Here is a 17,806-nt window from a genome sequence, read left to right on the forward strand (position 1 = left end):
ATAAAAATATAGGGACGAGGTTTACCCGTGGTACCACCCTAGTTGCAGTATATTGCACTGCCACTTCATTTGTTAACGGCTTTAACCGTCTTCTACATTAAGTAGAAAATGCTCCCAGACGTAATTCACGAAACTACTATGTATTGACTCACACCAACCGTCAACTCTCTAAAACAGGGAGTAGTTTGCTACTTCATCTTTTCTTTGCATCCATATTAAATTGTGTTTGTTATCATTTTATACCATAAACGATAAATGAAAGCAAACCTATTTATACTAGACTTGTCTGTATAACGATAGATTATGGTATAATGTATTGTGGAATTTAGGGGGTAATTAATAATGAATGAAAAATTTTATGATAAATACCAAAAAGTAAAAGCATGGTGGAAAAAAGGGAAACTACAAAAGTTTTCTCGCATTACTTCCGACGTTATTTGGAATGTTATTTTAATTTTTATCATTATTGGATTAGTCGGAGGATTTTTTCTTGGTGGTATTGGAGCAGGATACTTTGCTTCTTTAGTAAAGGACGAGCCTATTCGTGCTTACGATGATATGAAGCAAAGTATATACAATTATGAGGAAACTACAGAGCTTTACTTTGCTGACAATCAATACCTTGGAAAGCTTTCAGCAGATCTTCATAGAGATGAAGTTAGTATTTCAGACATCTCGCAATATGTTATTGATGCAGTAATTGCAACAGAAGATGAGTATTTTAATGAACATAATGGTGTTGTACCAAAGGCTATCTTAAGAGCATTGTTACAAGAATTTTTAAATTCCGCAAATAAAACTGGTGGAAGTACACTTACTCAACAATTAATTAAGAATCAGATTTTAACAAATGAAGTGTCTTTTGAACGAAAAGCAAAAGAGATTCTTTTAGCAATGAGACTCGAAGAATTCTTTAAGAAGGAAGAAATACTAGAAGCTTATTTAAATGTTGTCCCATTTGGACGCGATTCATCTGGGCGAAATGTTGCTGGTATCCAAACTGCTGCACAGGGTGTTTTCGGCGTTGATGCAAAGGATCTTAATCTGCCTCAAGCGGCCTATCTAGCAGGTATGCCACAAAGTCCTTTTGGCTATACTCCGTTTACTAATGGAGGAGAGCAAAAAAGTGCTGAGGGCTTACAGCCTGGTTTAGATCGTATGAAAATTGTACTATCTAGGATGCTAGAAGTAGGTGACATAACAGAAACAGAATATAACGAAGCCCTAAACTATGATATAACCGCAGACTTTATCGAACCACAGCCGTCACCAATTGAAAAGTATCCTTTATTAACAGTGGAAATCGAAAAGCGTGCAAGAGAAATTATGGCGCTTCAACTAGCAAAACAAGATGGCTATACGGAAGAAGATTTAGAAAATAATGATGATTTGGCAGAAGAGTATAATATCATAGCTAAACGTAATCTACGCCAAAAAGGATATAAAATCAATACAACTATAGATAGAGAAGTATATGATGAATTCCAAAGAATCGCAAAGGAGTTTGAACACTATACTCCAACCCATACGATTATTAGAGAGAATCCTGAAACAGGAGTAAAAGAAAAAGTAGAAAATCCAGTTCATCCTGGTTCCATTTTAATCGAAAATAAAACAGGTAAAATTATCGCATTTGTTGGTGGTCGTGACTTTGCTTTAAGTGAAAACAACCACGCAACAACTACTATTAGACCGAATGGTAGTACAATGAAACCAATTTTAGACTACGCACCGGCGATGGAAAAAGGAATCGTTCAGCCTGCAACAGTTCTGCCTGACGTCAAGAATAGTGGCCCTAACACTGGAGCAAATTGGTTACCTGATAACTACACAAGTACGGAGTCAGGATTAACTACTGTTCGTACAGCATTAGCGAAATCCTTAAACATTCCAGCTGCAAGGGTTTATAAAGAAATATTACCGGATAGACCTACTACTTATTTAGAAAAAATGGGCTTTACCACTTTATATGAAGATGAAAATACAAGCGATCATGAAAATCCTTCCATGTCCATTGGTAGTTTGTCTAAAGGGGTATCAGTCGAAGAGAATACAAATGCGTATGTAACGTTTGGTAACATGGGTAAATTTGTCGATGCTTATATGATTGAAAGCATCGAAACAAAAGACGGTGAAGTAATCTTCCAGCATGAATCAGAAATGGTTGACGTCTTTACTCCACAAACTGCTTATTTAACAATAGACCTTATGCGAGATGTATTAAGTGCTGGTACAGCTACGTATGCAAGAAGTGTACTAAACCATCCTGGTGTAGACTGGGCAGGTAAAACAGGATCTACAGAAAACATTCAAGACACTTGGTTTGTAGCAACCAATCCAAATGTTACGATTGGAAGTTGGATGGGGTACGATACGTACGATTATGAAGGAGATGGCGGCGGAAGTTCAGCAGCCGATAGACGTATTCATTTAAATTACAATTATGGAACAAATTTAGGATACAGTAGTCGTAACGTTCTTTTATGGGCTAGACTAGTAAATGCTGCCACCGAACTCCGTCCAGACTTGATGTTACCGGAAAGTGGCTTCCAAAGTCCTGGTGGATTAGTAAGAAGAAGTGTTTGTTCTGTTTCAGGGTTACTTCCAAGTGAGGCTTGTGAAGAGGCTGGATTAATCACAACAGACATATTCAATGCTAAATTCGCACCTAAAGAAGAGGATTACAGCTTAATCAAAGATAATATCGTTAAGATTGAAGATAAGTATTATCCTGCTATAGAAGGAAAGACACCAGAAGAATTTACCGAAGAAGGTTTCCTACTTAACCCTGAATTCCTGAAAGACAGGGGCTGGGATAAAGTACATGACCTAAGCAAGCTTCTTCCAAAAGGGGAAAAGTGGGAAAAAATTATGATTCCTGATACTGAAGAGCTTGAGGATGATGGTAAAGCGCCTTCTGCTCCAAGTAACGTCACACTTTCAGGTAATAAGCTGACTTGGACGAAGCCTGCTGAAAAAGACGTCATTGGTTATCGCATCTATATGGCAGATGAACCAGAAAAAGAAGCCGAAACAGTAGGTAACACGAAAGAGACTGAGTTTGAGCTCCCTAGTAAAAACAAAGCCTTTTATGTTACAGCAGTAGATATTTACGGTGAGGAATCAGAGTATTCAAAAGTAGCCGTATTTGGAGAAATCATTACAAAGCCTGGTGCAGTTGCAGATTTAAAAGCATCAGCTGAAGAAACTTCCGTGAAACTTACTTGGAGCAATCCAGCTGACGATGACTTCTCGCATGTAATGATTTTAAGAGGATCAAACGTCATAGCCGAAAGCGTATCTGGTACATCTTATACAGATAATGATGGCCTAAAACCTGACACCTCATACACATACACCGTCATTGCCGTAGACGAAGATGGTGAACAAAGTGATAGAAGAAATGTCAAGGTGACGACGAAGGGTGAGGCTGTGGAAGTGGATAAACAGCCACCTGGAGAAGTTACAGAATTAAAGGCGACAATTGATAAGAAAAAAGCAACCATTAGCTTTAAGATTCCAAATGATGATGATTTCCTTAAAGTAATCATTCAGGGTGACTTACAAGCGGAAAAAAATACTGGCCCAATAGTATTTAATGGACTACAACCCGGTGACTACACTATTTTAGTTAGGACAGTTGACTCCGCAGGAAATAGGAGTCCAGGGAAAACTCTAGAATTCACAATAAGCGAAACTACTGATACTCCAACAGAATAATTACTTAGCAAGTGGTCTAATCAAGGCCACTTGCTTTTTTATGCAATAAATATGGTAAATTATCAATAATTTTTCCTGAACCTTCAATTCTTCCATTCAACCTTTATTTATTATGATGGTACCTGTAATAAGCAGCAGTTATTGAAAATATGCCATTATAACTATCATCTCCTTTCCTTTTATTACTAAAATCAATCACTATATACCTCACATCCATTTGTTCACTAAATTAATATATTTTTTTCAACCAAACGGTTTATTATTTCATGTATAATGGTAAATAAATATAGATGTTTTATGTTTATTATTTATAGGTGGTGTAGGAATGAAACATCGGAAAACTTATCATTCCGCAACAATAGAAACAGATGATAAAGCACTCATTTTGGAGGGGCCATTATCGTCTGATCAACTGGCGAAATATAATTTTCATGAAGGCTTAAAGGCATTCCGGCCTCCGAAAAAACAATTTGAAGCTCTGAAACAAATTGCTGATTTTGAGGAAGGTAGGATTTTAGTTGCCCGGGATGGGGACATGATTGTTGGTTATGTCACGTACCTTTATCCTGATCCGTTAGAGAGATGGTCGAAGTTCCAAATGAAAGATTTAATTGAACTTGGAGCCATTGAGGTTGCAGCTGAGTATAGATCTTTAAAGATTGGGTCTAATTTAATAAGACTCGCCATGATGGATGAATTTATGGAAAATTATATAATTATTACAACTGAATATTATTGGCATTGGGACCTAAAAGGAACAGGGTTAAGTGTATGGGAATATAGATATGTTATGGAGAAGATGATGGGAGCAGGCGGATTAAAGCCGTTTCCTACTGATGATCCTGAAATTGCCTCCCACCCTGCTAACTGTTTATTGGCTTATATCGGTGAAAACGTTCCAGAAGAGTCTGTTAAGCAATTTGAAGAATTACGATTTTTAGGTAGAAATCGCCAGGACTGGTTCTAAGGGGGATTTACGATGTTAGTTGAAGAAGTGATGAAGCGTGATGTCATTACACTCCCGCCTCACGAGAAAATTGAAACCGCTTTAAAACTGTTGAATCAATATCATATTCGGCACATTCCAATTGTTGATGAGCAAAATCAAGTGATTGGAATTGTATCTGATCGAGATGTTAGGGATGCTAGTCCATCTATTTTTGACCGTGCCACGAAAGCGGAACAGTTAAAGAATGAGATTCAATCAATTATGTCTTCACCTGTCATTACTGTTCATCCATTGGATTTTGTTGAAGAAGTAGCTGGAATATTTTATGACCAGGAAATTGCCTGTGTTCCGGTTACAGAAGACAATAAACTTGTAGGAATTGTAACAGAGAAGGATGTTTTATATACCCTTATTCAATTAACAGGAATTCATGAACAAAGCTCTCAAATTGAAATAAAAGTAGAAAATAAAATTGGTATTTTACCTGAAGTAACGAACATTATTGGTAGTCATAAAGTTAACATTTCTTCTGTTTTAGTTTATCCATATAAAAATAATTACAAAAATAAAATTTTAGCATTTCGAGTTCAAACGATGAATCCAATGCCAATTATTGACTCATTAAAGAGCAAAGGATATGAGGTATTGTGGCCAAACATGCCTGGGATTTCAAAATGACATGTGAAGCAGCGTTTGTTTACTCAAATAGTTTTGTGAATTATCATTTTAGGGCGGATCATCCGTTTAATCAAAATCGCGTACTCTTTACCTATGAGTTGTTAAAGGATGCCGGTGCTATTTCGGATGACCAAATCATAGAACCAAGATTAGCATTGGATGAAGAAATAAAACTTGTACATGATGAAGATTATGTTGAAGCAGTCAAAGCTGCTGGTAGTGGAAAACTTGCTGAAGAAGATGCCTTAGAATATGGAATTGGGACAGAGGATACCCCCATTTTTAACAATATGCATGAAGCTGCTTCCTTACTAGTTGGTGGCTCCTTAACTGCTGTTGATGCTGTCTTGGCAGGGAAATATAAGCATGCTTTAAACCTAGGTGGTGGCTTGCATCACGGCTTCCAGCGTAAAGCGTCTGGATTTTGTATTTATAATGACGGTGCTATTGCTATTCAATATATTCGGAAAAAATATAACTTAAAAGTGTTATATGTTGATACAGATGCTCACCACGGAGACGGGGTACAATGGGTTTTTTATGATGACCCTAACGTATGTACTTTATCCATTCATGAAACGGGTAGATATTTGTTTCCAGGAACCGGGAATATAAATGAGCGTGGCTTAAAACAAGGGTACGGTTACTCTTTCAATGTACCTATTGATGCATTTACGGAAGATGAATCTTTTCTAGAAGTTTATGAAAACGCTTTTCGTAATGTCGTAGAGTACTTTAAACCAGATGTTATTGTTACACAAAATGGTGTGGACGCTCATGCATACGATCCTTTAACGCACCTTTGTAGTACAATGAAGATCTATGAGTACATTCCAAAACTTGCACATGAATTGGCCCACGAATATTGCAATGGAAGATGGATTGCATTAGGTGGTGGAGGCTATGACATTTGGCGTGTAGTACCTCGAGCATGGGCCCAAATTTGGAAAGTCATGACGACAAATACAGTTTTTAAAGGGAATTTGCCACAAACTTGGCTTGAAAAGTATGAAAAACTATCCCCTGTAGACTTACCATCGTATTGGCATGATCCGGGAGAAGTGTATACTCCCATTCCAAGAAAACATGAAATAACGGAAAAAAATATGCAAACACTTGAAAAATCGATGCAGTTTATTAAAAATAAACAATATCGTTTTAATGGATTAACGAATGTTTAGAAACAAGAAAGCCTAGTGATCGTTTTAGTCACTAGGCTTTTCTACATCTTCAGGCTCGAGAATTACAATTTCTACTCTTCTGTTTTTTTGTAAATTTTCTGGGCTATCGTTACTAGCAATGGGACGAGTATCGGCGAAACTACTTAGTTGAAATCTCTTGGAATCTAATTCATGACCGTCTATCAAGTACCGAATAACACTACTTGCTCTTGCTCCGGAAAGCTCCCAATTGGAAGGGTAGCGAAAAGTAGAAATAGGACGACTATCTGTATGACCTTCCACCTTCACATGATTAGGAATAGTATTTAAAAGCTTCCCAACCTTGTCTAAGAAGGGTTTTCCTTCTTCAATTAGTTCCGCTTCACCTGATTCAAACAAAATCTGCTCTTGGAGGATTAATACAACACCACGTTCTGTTATATTAGCCGAAATCACTTCATTCAATCCTTCTCTTGTTAAGAACGACTGAACTTCTTGTACTAGCTCTTCCAAATTTCCTTCGCTTTCTAATTCATCAGGATTTTCGTCTTCCTTTTCTTCCTCGTCATTTTCCTCATTCGCTGGTGGTTCTCTTAATTCACTTGGACTTTCTGCATCCACATCATCCCCTAATTCAGAAGGGTTTTCAGCTGGTACAATGGATGGATTAAAATCAAAAATTACCCTATCACGGTAAGAGTCAGCTACTGCCTTAAATTTTTCAATATCAATTTGGGACATCGAAAATAAAAGAATAAAAAATACTAAGACTAAAGTGATTAAGTCAGCATATGTGGTCATCCAACTAGCTGTAGAACCAGAATCTTTCTTCTTTTTTCTTAGCTTCTTATAATCCATTTACAGTCTCTCCCACTAATTCCTCAGTGTTTTCTTGCTCTAATTGTTTCTTTTGTTCACTGGAGAGAAATGCACTTAATTTTTCCTCTAAAATCTTAGGGTTTTGACCGGATTGAACGCCAATAACTCCTTCGATTACTATTTGCTTTAAGAAAATCTCTTCATCTGTTCTATTTTCTAGTTTACTAGCTATTGGAAGAAAAACTAAATTCGCTAACAAAGTTCCATAAAAGGTAGTTATTAAAGCCACTGCCATACTAGGTCCAATTGTTTCTGGATTTGTTAAGTTCTCTAACATTAAAACGAGCCCAATTAAAGTACCAATCATCCCCCATGCAGGAGCGTATTCCCCTGCTTTTTGGATGATTGCTCTACCTTTTTGATGTCTTTCTTCAATTGCAGCAATTTCGGCACTCATTATATCGTTAATTACTTCCGGTTCAATCCCATCGATTGCCAGTAATACACCTTTTTTAATAAAAGGATCCTCTACTTCTTCAATTTCATTTTCTAATGCGAGTAATCCTTCTCGTCTTGCTTTTTCGGACAAAGTTACAAATAAATCAATTAAGCTTTTTAAATCATTTTCACTTTTTCGAAATGCTTCTTTGAATACTTTTAATGTTAATTTTAATTCTTTGATACTAAAGTTAACGATAATTGCTGCACATAGTCCACCTAGCACTACTAGAATGGATGCAACATCGACAAAAGATGCTACTCCACCCAAACCGCCATTTGTATATATGCCAAATAAGACCATTGTTAATCCTATAAATATACCGATTGGTGTTAAAATATCTCTCCGCTTCATCGTCTCTCTCCCTACTCAAAGACATCTCTATAATATATTTATCGGATTTAATCTTATTTTGTTGAGTCCCTTTCGACAATTCGATGTGGAAGAATAACGTTAGATTCATCCACTTGTTCTTTATTCATGTATTTTGTCAGAAGACGCATAGATACAGCACCAATGTCATACATCGGCTGCACGATAGTTGTTAAAGTTGGTCGAACCATTGTAGCTAAACGAGTATTATCAAACCCAACAACTGCTATATCTCCAGGTACAGTAAGCCCTCTATCTTGTATTCCATGAATAACACCGAGTGCCATTTCATCAGATGCAACAAAGATAGCTGATGGTTTTGTTTTGCTCGTTAAAAATTGCTCAACAGAGTCTAAACCAGATTGATATGTATAATCACCTGTATAAATAAGCTCTTCATCAACAACTAATCCAGCTGATTGTAGTGCTTGTTTATACCCATTTAGTTTTTGATTGTTAATATCTGTCTCTAATGGACCTGATACAATACTAATCACTTCATTGCCATCATTGATTAGTTTTTCAACGGCTTCCGTTGCAGCTGCTTCATAATCAATATTTACAGATGGTATCGTATTTGTTTTATCCACTGTTGCAGCAAGTACAACAGGAACAGGTGCAGACTGGAACTCTTTAATATGATCTTCCGTAATATCCCCACCCATGTATACGATTCCATCTACCTGCTTCCCAAGCATCGTATTGATTAAATGTAACTCCTTGTTTTTGTTTTGATCAGAGTTACTTAAAATGATGTTATATTTATACATAGTTGCAATATCTTCAATACCTCTTGCTAATTCAGCAAAAAATACACTAGATATATCTGGGATAATAACACCAACAGTGGTAGTCTTCTTACTAGCCAATCCTCTTGCAACTGCATTTGGGCGATATCCTAGTCTTTCAATGGCTTCTAATACCTTTTGTCTAGTAGCTGGTTTAACATTAGGATTTCCATTTACCACACGTGAAACGGTTGCCATGGAAACATTTGCTTCTCTTGCTACATCATATATAGTAATATTCATTTGCATATTTCCTCCTTAGATAATCCGTTCTAAAAATATATATAATAATGATACGACACAATTAATAAACAAGCAACGACAAGCATGTGAACATTGTATAAACATACATAATTGTATCAAATACTAACGAAACATAACGAATTTATTACCTTTACCAGGTTTTTAAGTATAAAAAGGTCCTTGCCATATTTATTATGGACAAGGACCTCGAAATGAAACACTTTTCATAGAAAAAATGAGCTTTATGTTTCTTTACTCTATCGTCCAACCTTTTCTGTTAAGCCTTTTAACTCTTTCATGAAATGATCAAAAGTCGGGATATCCATCTGCTGTTGGGAATCGGATAATGCAACGGCTGGATCTGGATGAACTTCTGCCATTACCCCGTCTGCACCTACAGCAATTGCTGCTTTAGCTGTTGGTAGAAGTAAGTCTCTTCTACCAGTAGAATGTGTAACGTCTACAAAAACAGGTAAATGTGTTTCTTGTTTTAATATAGGCACAGCTGAAATATCTAACGTATTTCTTGTTGCTTTTTCATATGTGCGAATACCTCTTTCACACAAAATAATATTTTCATTACCTCTTGAAATAATGTATTCCGCAGCATTAATAAATTCGGAAATTTGTGCTGCAAGTCCTCTCTTAAGTAGGACTGGTTTATTGACTGATCCGGCAGCTTTAAGTAGTTCGAAATTTTGCATGTTTCGTGCACCGATTTGAATCACATCTATATAATCAATCGCAACTTCTAAGTCAGCTGGGTTTACAATTTCGCTTATCACGGCCAAGTCATACTCATCGGCAACTTGTTTTAATATTTTCAGCCCTTCTATACCGAGTCCTTGGAAATCATAAGGAGATGTTCGAGGCTTAAACGCTCCCCCACGCAGCAGTTTTAGACCTTGATTTTTAACAGCCTGTGCCACTTCTGCAACTTGTACATAGCTTTCTACAGCACAAGGCCCAGCTATGAAACTCACTTTCCCGTTTCCAATTTTCTCACCCTTAATAGAAATAACCGTATCTTCTGGCTTCTTCTTTCTAGACACTAGTAATGCTTTACTATGATCATCTTCTTGTAGTTCAAGACCCATCTTAAAAATTTCTTTAAAAAGATGTTGAATTGTGGAGTATTCAAAGGGACCATCATTATGCTTCAACAAATCATTAAGCATTTTCCGTTCGCGCACAGGATCAAAACGATTCATTCCTTGCTTATGCTTAATTTCACCAATTTGTTTTACTAAATGTCCCCGCTTATTAATAAGGGATAGGATATCAAGGTTAACTTGATCTAACTCTTCTCTTAAACTGTCTAATTGCTCATTACTCACTATGAATGCCCCCATCTTCAGTTTATTAAATACCTTTAATATGGTACATTTTAAATAATTAGAACTTATTATAACGAAACAAAAAGGGAATGTCATTAATATAGACAAAGTTTTTACAATTTTCTGTTTTAAGGGGGATGACGAAAAATGGGCGAAAGAATTATTTCGTTCGATATCGGAACACGATCCGTTGTCGGAATTATTTTAGAAAAAGTATCTACTCATTTTGAAGTAATAGACTTTATTTCCGTTGAACATAATGAACGCTCCATGTTAGATGGACAAATTCATGATATTTTATCCGTTTCGAAAGTAATCCGAAAGGTAAAAGAATTTCTGGAGGAAAAACACGGTCCAATAAAGAAAGTGTGTGTTGCTGCAGCAGGAAGAGCACTTAAAACCCAACAAACAAAAGTCACAAAAAATATTTTTCAACAACCATTGATGAATGAGGAAGACATTTTACATCTAGAATTAAGTGCCGTTCAGCAAGCTCAATATGAATTGGCCCAAAAAGAAATGGAGGAAAACAGTACCAACTACTATTGTGTGGGCTATTCTGTCCTTCATTATAAGTTAGATGGGGATGATATTGGCTCCTTAATCGATCAACAAGGACATGAGGCGGAAGTGAAAATTATTGCAACTTTTCTACCGAAAGTGGTCGTTGAATCATTAATATCAGCTCTTCATAGAGCTGATTTAGAGATGGATGCTTTAACGCTTGAACCTATCGCTGCAATCAATGTATTAATACCACCATCTATGAGAAGATTAAATGTTGCTTTAGTTGATATCGGAGCAGGAACAAGTGACATTGCTATTACTAACTATGGAACCGTCATTGCCTATGGTATGGTACCTGTTGCTGGAGATGAAATAACAGAAGCTATTAGTAATCATTATTTACTAGACTTTCCATTGGCTGAAGAAGTGAAAAGAGAAGTCACTACCAATAAAAAGAGTAAAGTAACCGATATTTTGGGCTTCGAATCAGAAATTACATACGATGAACTAGTGTCTAACATCATGGATTCGATTGACCAACTTGCCAACTCGATTTGCGATGAAATTCTTCTACTTAATCAAAAATCACCACAAGCAGTAATGGTTGTAGGGGGTGGTAGTTTAACCCCTGAGCTTACAAAACGAATTGCAAACCGACTTCAACTACCTGAAAACCGTGTTGCTGTAAGAGGGACAGATGCTATTCAACAACTAAAGAAAACATATATCATACCAGAAGGGCCAGCCTTTGTCACACCTCTAGGCATTGCAATTGCAGCGAAACAAAATCCAATACATTACATTAGTATTCAAGTAAACGAACGTACTGTTCGATTATTTGATTTAAAACAATTGACGGTAGGGGATTGCTTACTTGCAGCAGGTATTAATATCAATAAATTGTATGGAAAACCAGGCATGGCTTACATGGTTACCTTTAACGGAAAAAACATTACTATTCCAGGTACGCTAGGCCAACCACCTATTCTTACCTTAAATGGGAACCCTGTGTCCTTAAAAGACTTGATTAAACATGGGGATAAAATGAAAGTTATTCCAGGGGAGAACGGACAATCTCCTTCTATTATGCTAGGTGAGTTAGTAGAGGATGTATTTTCGTTCCCGGTATACGTAAATGGAGAAAAACATATTGTACAACCTTCTATTTTAGTAAATAATCAACCTGCTAACAAAAATACGTATATCCAAGATAAAGACGACATTCGACTAAATGCCATTCAAACAATAGAGGGATTTTTGCATTCCATCAATAAATCATCCTTACTGGAAAACAGGATACCCTTTCACGTGAAGATAAACGGAGAAAAGAAAAAGTTAGATGTAGATATTTGCACCATTTATATTAATGGAGTAAAGTCCACGCCAAAGTCTAGTATAAAACAAAATGACAAAATTACTATTGTTGAACAAAGTCAGTTTCCACTTAATCAGCTTTTAGAAATGTTAGAAGTAGATAGAAGTATCGTTTTGCCAGTAACATTTGAATCTAGAACAATTTATTTAAAAAAGGAGAAGGTAGCTTTCTATCGAGAAGATATACCTTTATCAGAAGACAGCATAGTCAAGCATGAAGATTCACTTAAGATGACAAAGAATGATTCACAGCCCTTTATTTTTCAAGATATTTTTAGATATATCGACTTTGACATCTCTAGCATTACTGGAAAACAGTTTAAGTTGTACGTAAACGGAGAAGAAGCTTCTTTTACTACCGAGTTAGCCCCCCACGATAAAATAAGTATTAGATGGATAGAATCCATTTATACAAAAAAATAACGAATTAGAAAAACTTGGCTTGTCGCCAAGTCCTTATGGCGAAAGCCTTAGTTTTTCTTTTACTTTAATCCTTTAATAAAGATAAACTTTCTTAAAGTAAAAAAAGAGCCATTATTTTGGCTCTTTTTGTGTTACATATTGTTCTTCCACTTCTTTAAGTGTATTTTCTGTAATATCCCAATGGGATGCGTTCCAAATGATTTTCCCTTCAGAAAATAACAAAGCTTGAGGGGATTCATGTTTCACTTTATATTGTTCCGCTATTTCATTTGATAGCGGGCGTGCTTCTTGAACATGTAACATATATAAAGGAACAGAAGTATTAGCAGCAAATGACTCGTATTGATCCTTTGCTTCTCCACTAATTGGGCACGTTAAACTGTGCTTCAATAAGAAAAAAGAAGTCTTATCATTTAGTTTTGAAAATTGCTCCCGTGTTTCAATTAATTGAATACCCATCAACTTATCCTCCGTCTATCCAAAAAATAAATAATCGACCTTTACTTACTAAACTTTTCTTCTAAGTCGTCTGCTGCCTCTTCAAGCGTATCCGCAATATCTTGTCCATCCATTTTATCACGTAATTGATTCACTTTTCCTTGAAGTTGCTGCTTTGTATCCTTCATACGCTCCGTAAATGTTGTTGAAAATTCATCTGTTTTATTCTTAGCGAGATCACGCCACTCAGAACCTTTTTCATAGGCAATATCTTTCCAATCTTCGGCTCTTTCTCTTACATTTTGAGCTCGATGATTTATATCTTCACGTAACTCTCTACCTGATTTAGGAGCTAACAATAATGCGACAGAAGCACCTACAATACCACCTAATAAAGTGCCTAATAAAAAGTCCTTGCTATTAATGTTTTGGTTGTCATTATGGTTTTGTTCATTCCCCATTTAAATTCCTCCTTCTTATTAGTAAAAATTTACCTTTTGTACTTTTTCCATAAGTCAATAATTGCTTGTCCCCACTTTACCGCTTGGGCAGCAGTTGCTTTATTGTTTTCCGATTCACGGACAATTTCCGTTGAAATTTTTTGGAGCGATCCATTAAATTGTTTAACAGACTCACCAACTCCGTATATACCTTCTACTAAGTTATTCATTCTTTGTGATTTATGCTGAATATCCTCAGCTAGTTTATTTGTTTTATTTAACAAAGCCGCTGTTTCTACCGTTATACCTTCCATTTGTTTCTCTAAACCTTCTAACGTGTTTGCGACATTATTCATTGTTCGTTGAACAGACTTTAATGTGCCCGCTAGATAAAAAACTAATACAGCAAAAGCAATTGCAGCGATTAAAGCTGAAACGTAAAGCAGGACTTCCATATTCCCAACCCACTCCTTTTATGTATTTTACTTTCCATTACAACATTCGACATTATTGGCTAATTTAAAACCTTAGTTGATATTTTTTAAAAAAATTAATCCTTTTGCTTTATATATAGCCTATACCCGAATACAAGATTCGTCAAACAAATCAATCCTAACTATTTACTCATTATATGCAAAAATCCACTCTTTTATTTAGCTCTTTTCTAAAGTAGTTATTATTTTTGCGCAGTAGATGGAAAATGCGACGTAACTTATGTAGGGTTTGCTCTTTGAAGCAGCTAGGTGCTAAACGGCCGCTCCGGCAGAATACTTCGCTTTCCACGGGTTCCCACTGAGCCTCCGCTATGATAAATGTTTTGATTTATGAGTAGTAATACCACTCCATTTATCTTTTGGGGAGTCTTCTCGCTCGTACAGCACACCATTCTAAGCCGCGGAAACATGCGAGACTCCTATGGGAGAGCATGAGTCTGAAGACCCCCGAGACGAGCGCTCTTTGCTCGCGAGGAGGCTGAGGCCTTGCCCATGGAAAGCGAGTATTTTTCCGCGGCGACGGACTACCACTCATCTTGTAGAGGATGAACTTCACACACATAAAGTTATGTCGTAGTTTAAGTAAAAAGTAACGGTCCTTCTTTAGTATAGGTGAGAAACAATCTCCTTACTTCATTTTTTCCTCTTTTTTTAGAAAAACTTCGCTTGTCGCCAAATCCTTATGGTGAAAGTCTTAGTTTTTTTTATACTTGAACAAGGTTAAACTTTCTTAAAGTATAAAATAAAAAGCCGTTCTAATGAACGGCTTCCTAAACTTTTATAATTTTTCATACGCTTCTTGAAATTTTTGAACATCCCCTGCTCCCATGAAGATGAGAACACTGTTTGAAAAGTCTTGTAAAACGTCTGTATTTTCTAAATTGAGTATTGTTGCACCATCTATCTTGTTTTGCAGGTCCTCAATAGTTAAACTTCCACTTTTTTCACGTGCAGATCCAAAAATATCACACAAGTACACATGATCTGCTTCACTTAAGCTGTCAGCGAATTGTTGCAAGAACGTTTTTGTTCTTGTAAAAGTGTGTGGTTGAAATATTGCTACTATTTTTTTATCTGGATATTTCTTCTGAGCAGATTCGATAGTTGCCTCAATTTCTCTTGGATGGTGAGCATAGTCATCAATTAAAATTTGCCCATTTTTCCATTCCTTTTCGGTAAAGCGACGTTTCACACCTTTGAACGATTTAAGATGTTTAATATCTTCTGCCCCAATTCCTTCATAGTGACAAAGGGCAATAACAGATAATGCATTTAAAACGTTGTGCGTGCCATAGGTAGGGATTTCAAAGGTTTCATAAAATGTGCTTCTAACAAATACATCAAAGGATGTTCCTTCTGTTGTTGCCTGAACATTTTTTGCTTGAAAATCATTTCCTTCCGATAGACCGTAGTAAACAACTGGTACTTTCGGTTGAATATGCTGAAGCTGTTCGTCATCCCCACAGGCTATAATGCCTTTTTTCACTTTCATTGCTAACTCTTGAAAGGCATTGAATACATCGTCAATACTTGTAAAATAATCAGGATGATCAAAATCGATATTTGTCATTATTGCATAATCGGGTTCGTAAGCTAAAAAGTGTCTTCGGTATTCACAAGCCTCGAACACAAAATACTTACTATTTTCATGTCCGTTACCTGTTCCATCCCCTATTAAATAAGAAGTTGGTTCCACTTGTTTGAGGACATGTGCAAGTAAACCTGTAGTTGAAGTTTTCCCATGAGCACCTGTGACAGCAATGCTTATATATCTTTTTAGCCATTCCCCTAGAAATTCATGATAACGATAATAAGGTAATTCCAATTCCTTAGCTTTTTTAATCTCTTCGTTCTCGTCGTTAAAAGCATTTCCAGCAATAATAGTCAAACCTTCTTCTATATTATTCTCTGAAAATGTTGTTATTTTAATCCCTCTTGTTTCTAAAGCATCTTGGGTGAAAAAGTATTTATCAACGTCTGAACCTTGAACCTTTTCACCTGCATCATGAAGAATTTGTGCTAATGCACTCATTCCAGTTCCTTTTATACCAATGAAGTGGTAAGTAGTCATAAACTTGAACCTCCACAAACTTTCATTCTGATTTAGTATATGTATCTGCCTACAATTTTGCTATTTCCAATACCCATTTTTCTTACCGGTTTATTATATCAAATTCATTTTAAATTGTAATAACTTTAATAATAAAAGTTAAATTTGTATGAAAACCCCTGTCTTATCAAGACAAGGGTTTCTATCCTTTTTATTATTGCCAGGAAAAACTTTATTCAGTCTCTTCAATATATTCCACTTTTTCTAATCTCTTGTTAGGTCTGTACCTACGACCTTCTTTAGCCTCTGGTTTCCCATTTAACAGGACATTATCACCAGTAAAACCAATATTAATTTTTAATAAGCTTCCACCGACACCGTACATATCTACAGGTACTTTTAATTTCTCAAAAGCCCGAATACGATCTTCTGTAAATCCACCGCTCGCGACAATCTTTACATGCTGAAAGCCTTCATCGTCTAAAGCCCTTCTTAATGCAAAGATCAGCTCAGGATTTACTCCTCTTGGATCAAATGTTCCCATTAAATGAGGATTTCGGAAAAAGTACTTATCTACAATTGTACGAGAAGTATCAAGTCTGACACCTTTTAAATCTTCTTTAAATGCCCTAGCTACTTTTAACGAGTCTGTTATAACATCATTGTTGTAATCGACTAATGCCAACAAATCATCATTTGGAAAGCTATCTTTATAAGCTCGTGTAGCAGCAACAATATCACCTTTAAACATCTGGATTAGAGCATGAGGCATTGTTCCCATTCCTTCTTTCCCCCACCATTCGTTCATGGCATGGGTAGCTTGGGCAGTCGAGCCTCCTATATAAGCAGCATAGCCATCTCCAGCCTGTTGCGTATAATGATCATCACGGTCCCCCATAAAAATAATAGGCTTTTGTTTCCCAGATGTACGAGCAGCCTTAACTACATGATAAACATTTGTAGCAACTGAAGTTCTTCGTGCTAAAACACCATCAATTAAGCCTTCCAAAAAGCCGAAATGTTGATACGGCCCCGTTATCGTAAGGACAGTTTCAAATGGATTAATTTTATCTCCATCTTTTAAAGAGTGGATTTCTAACTCCTCTGGATGATCTGCAAATGTATGAATTAAAGCAATAGCTTCATCAGTCCCGCATAAAACGGCTTCATCCTTTTGGAAGAATTGCATCGTAACATAATTATCTGGAACAGAAGCCTTAATGATTTCCTTTGTTTTCAGAAAATAAACAGCCGAAAACCAACCTTCTCTAATTCGTTCATCAAACTTAAAGGTTTTATTTGTCAGCCTATTTATTTTGCCTTTCATCTTTAATTCTATTTCTTTCATTTCTTATCCCTCTTATATGTAATTTGCGGTTATATACGCTATTTATTATCTTAAACATTGTAACATAATTTAACAAGCTAAAATCATTTAACTTGATTTTACTCTCATCCTTACAAGACAAGTGAAATAAGGCAGAAAAAAAGAAAAACCATATATGAATGGTTTTC

14 protein-coding genes and 1 other annotated feature are annotated in these 17,806 nt (G+C 36.2%); of the genes, 5 read left to right on the plus strand and 9 right to left on the minus strand.

What is annotated here, in order from left to right:
- Positions 1–7: 7 nt before the first annotated feature.
- Positions 8–214 (minus strand) — a binding site (T-box leader).
- 128 nt (positions 215–342) lie between these two features.
- From HNQ94_RS02810 to HNQ94_RS02825, 4 genes are all read left to right on the plus strand, one after another.
- Positions 343–3,720 (plus strand): transglycosylase domain-containing protein, encoded by a 3,378-nt coding sequence (locus HNQ94_RS02810; RefSeq protein ID WP_174494323.1) that lies wholly within the window; start codon positions 343–345, stop codon positions 3,718–3,720.
- A gap of 325 nt (positions 3,721–4,045) precedes the next feature.
- Positions 4,046–4,687 carry a GNAT family N-acetyltransferase gene (locus HNQ94_RS02815; protein WP_174494322.1) on the plus strand — a complete coding sequence of 214 codons (642 nt, stop codon included), beginning with the start codon at positions 4,046–4,048 and terminating at the stop codon, positions 4,685–4,687.
- Between the two features lie 12 nt (positions 4,688–4,699).
- A complete protein-coding gene (locus HNQ94_RS02820) occupies positions 4,700–5,347 on the plus strand; it encodes an acetoin utilization AcuB family protein (RefSeq protein WP_174494321.1) in 648 nt (215 codons plus the stop codon).
- Positions 5,344–6,528 carry an acetoin utilization protein AcuC gene (locus HNQ94_RS02825; RefSeq protein ID WP_174494320.1) on the plus strand — a complete coding sequence of 395 codons (1,185 nt, stop codon included), beginning with the start codon at positions 5,344–5,346 and terminating at the stop codon, positions 6,526–6,528. Before HNQ94_RS02820 ends, HNQ94_RS02825 begins: the two co-directional genes overlap by 4 nt.
- Before the next feature lie 24 nt (positions 6,529–6,552).
- On the opposite strand, the gene motS is transcribed toward HNQ94_RS02825, so the two are convergent.
- The 4 genes from motS to HNQ94_RS02845 form a co-directional block, all read right to left on the minus strand.
- Positions 6,553–7,365: a flagellar motor protein MotS gene (motS, locus tag HNQ94_RS02830; protein ID WP_174494319.1), complete on the minus strand. Its 813-nt coding sequence runs from the start codon at positions 7,363–7,365 to the stop codon at positions 6,553–6,555.
- On the minus strand, positions 7,355–8,179 hold the full coding sequence (gene motP, locus HNQ94_RS02835) for a flagellar motor protein MotP (RefSeq protein ID WP_174494318.1): 825 nt from the start codon (positions 8,177–8,179) through the stop codon (positions 7,355–7,357). The genes motS and motP overlap by 11 nt, the downstream gene beginning before the upstream one ends.
- A gap of 53 nt (positions 8,180–8,232) precedes the next feature.
- The gene (ccpA, locus tag HNQ94_RS02840) at positions 8,233–9,228 is read right to left on the minus strand and encodes a catabolite control protein A (protein ID WP_174494317.1); all 996 of its coding nucleotides are present in this window, start codon (positions 9,226–9,228) and stop codon (positions 8,233–8,235) included.
- Between the two features lie 257 nt (positions 9,229–9,485).
- The gene (locus tag HNQ94_RS02845; RefSeq protein WP_174494316.1) at positions 9,486–10,565 is read right to left on the minus strand and encodes a bifunctional 3-deoxy-7-phosphoheptulonate synthase/chorismate mutase; all 1,080 of its coding nucleotides are present in this window, start codon (positions 10,563–10,565) and stop codon (positions 9,486–9,488) included.
- A 147-nt stretch (positions 10,566–10,712) separates the two neighbouring features.
- Between HNQ94_RS02845 and HNQ94_RS02850 the strand changes: the two genes are divergently transcribed.
- Complete coding sequence (locus HNQ94_RS02850; protein WP_174494315.1) at positions 10,713–12,869, plus strand: cell division protein FtsA; 2,157 nt, start codon at positions 10,713–10,715, stop codon at positions 12,867–12,869.
- 111 nt (positions 12,870–12,980) lie between these two features.
- Here HNQ94_RS02850 and ytxJ read toward each other — a convergent pair whose 3' ends face one another.
- The 5 genes from ytxJ to HNQ94_RS02875 all read right to left on the minus strand — a co-directional run bounded on the left by ytxJ (position 12,981) and on the right by HNQ94_RS02875 (position 17,639).
- The gene (gene ytxJ / locus HNQ94_RS02855; protein WP_174494314.1) at positions 12,981–13,328 is read right to left on the minus strand and encodes a bacillithiol system redox-active protein YtxJ; all 348 of its coding nucleotides are present in this window, start codon (positions 13,326–13,328) and stop codon (positions 12,981–12,983) included.
- Positions 13,329–13,369: 41 nt separating this feature from the next.
- Positions 13,370–13,768, minus strand: a complete 399-nt coding sequence (locus HNQ94_RS02860; RefSeq protein WP_174494313.1) for a YtxH domain-containing protein — start codon at positions 13,766–13,768, stop codon at positions 13,370–13,372.
- Between the two features lie 29 nt (positions 13,769–13,797).
- A complete protein-coding gene (locus tag HNQ94_RS02865; RefSeq protein ID WP_174494312.1) occupies positions 13,798–14,202 on the minus strand; it encodes a DUF948 domain-containing protein in 405 nt (134 codons plus the stop codon).
- Between the two features lie 817 nt (positions 14,203–15,019).
- The gene (gene murC, locus HNQ94_RS02870; RefSeq protein WP_174494311.1) at positions 15,020–16,312 is read right to left on the minus strand and encodes a UDP-N-acetylmuramate--L-alanine ligase; all 1,293 of its coding nucleotides are present in this window, start codon (positions 16,310–16,312) and stop codon (positions 15,020–15,022) included.
- 211 nt (positions 16,313–16,523) lie between these two features.
- Entirely contained in the window at positions 16,524–17,639 is a 1,116-nt protein-coding gene (locus HNQ94_RS02875) for a nicotinate phosphoribosyltransferase (protein ID WP_174494310.1), read from the minus strand.
- Positions 17,640–17,806 lie beyond the last annotated feature (167 nt).

This window comes from Salirhabdus euzebyi, assembly GCF_014207435.1.
Taxonomy (GTDB): domain Bacteria; phylum Bacillota; class Bacilli; order Bacillales; family Alkalibacillaceae; genus Salirhabdus; species Salirhabdus euzebyi.

Excerpts from the sequence above, each read along its gene's own strand:
- HNQ94_RS02820 (WP_174494321.1), top strand. The coding sequence starts at position 4,700 with ATGTTAGTTGAAGAAGTGATGAAGCGTGATGTCATTACACTCCCGCCT.
- HNQ94_RS02865 (WP_174494312.1), bottom strand. The coding sequence starts at position 14,202 with ATGGAAGTCCTGCTTTACGTTTCAGCTTTAATCGCTGCAATTGCTTTT.
- HNQ94_RS02810 (WP_174494323.1), top strand. The coding sequence starts at position 343 with ATGAATGAAAAATTTTATGATAAATACCAAAAAGTAAAAGCATGGTGG.
- motS (WP_174494319.1), bottom strand. The coding sequence starts at position 7,365 with ATGGATTATAAGAAGCTAAGAAAAAAGAAGAAAGATTCTGGTTCTACA.
- HNQ94_RS02875 (WP_174494310.1), bottom strand. The coding sequence starts at position 17,639 with ATGAAAGAAATAGAATTAAAGATGAAAGGCAAAATAAATAGGCTGACA.
- ytxJ (WP_174494314.1), bottom strand. The coding sequence starts at position 13,328 with ATGGGTATTCAATTAATTGAAACACGGGAGCAATTTTCAAAACTAAAT.
- murC (WP_174494311.1), bottom strand. The coding sequence starts at position 16,312 with ATGACTACTTACCACTTCATTGGTATAAAAGGAACTGGAATGAGTGCA.
- HNQ94_RS02825 (WP_174494320.1), top strand. The coding sequence starts at position 5,344 with ATGACATGTGAAGCAGCGTTTGTTTACTCAAATAGTTTTGTGAATTAT.
- HNQ94_RS02850 (WP_174494315.1), top strand. The coding sequence starts at position 10,713 with ATGGGCGAAAGAATTATTTCGTTCGATATCGGAACACGATCCGTTGTC.
- ccpA (WP_174494317.1), bottom strand. The coding sequence starts at position 9,228 with ATGAATATTACTATATATGATGTAGCAAGAGAAGCAAATGTTTCCATG.
- HNQ94_RS02860 (WP_174494313.1), bottom strand. The coding sequence starts at position 13,768 with ATGGGGAATGAACAAAACCATAATGACAACCAAAACATTAATAGCAAG.
- motP (WP_174494318.1), bottom strand. The coding sequence starts at position 8,179 with ATGAAGCGGAGAGATATTTTAACACCAATCGGTATATTTATAGGATTA.
- HNQ94_RS02815 (WP_174494322.1), top strand. The coding sequence starts at position 4,046 with ATGAAACATCGGAAAACTTATCATTCCGCAACAATAGAAACAGATGAT.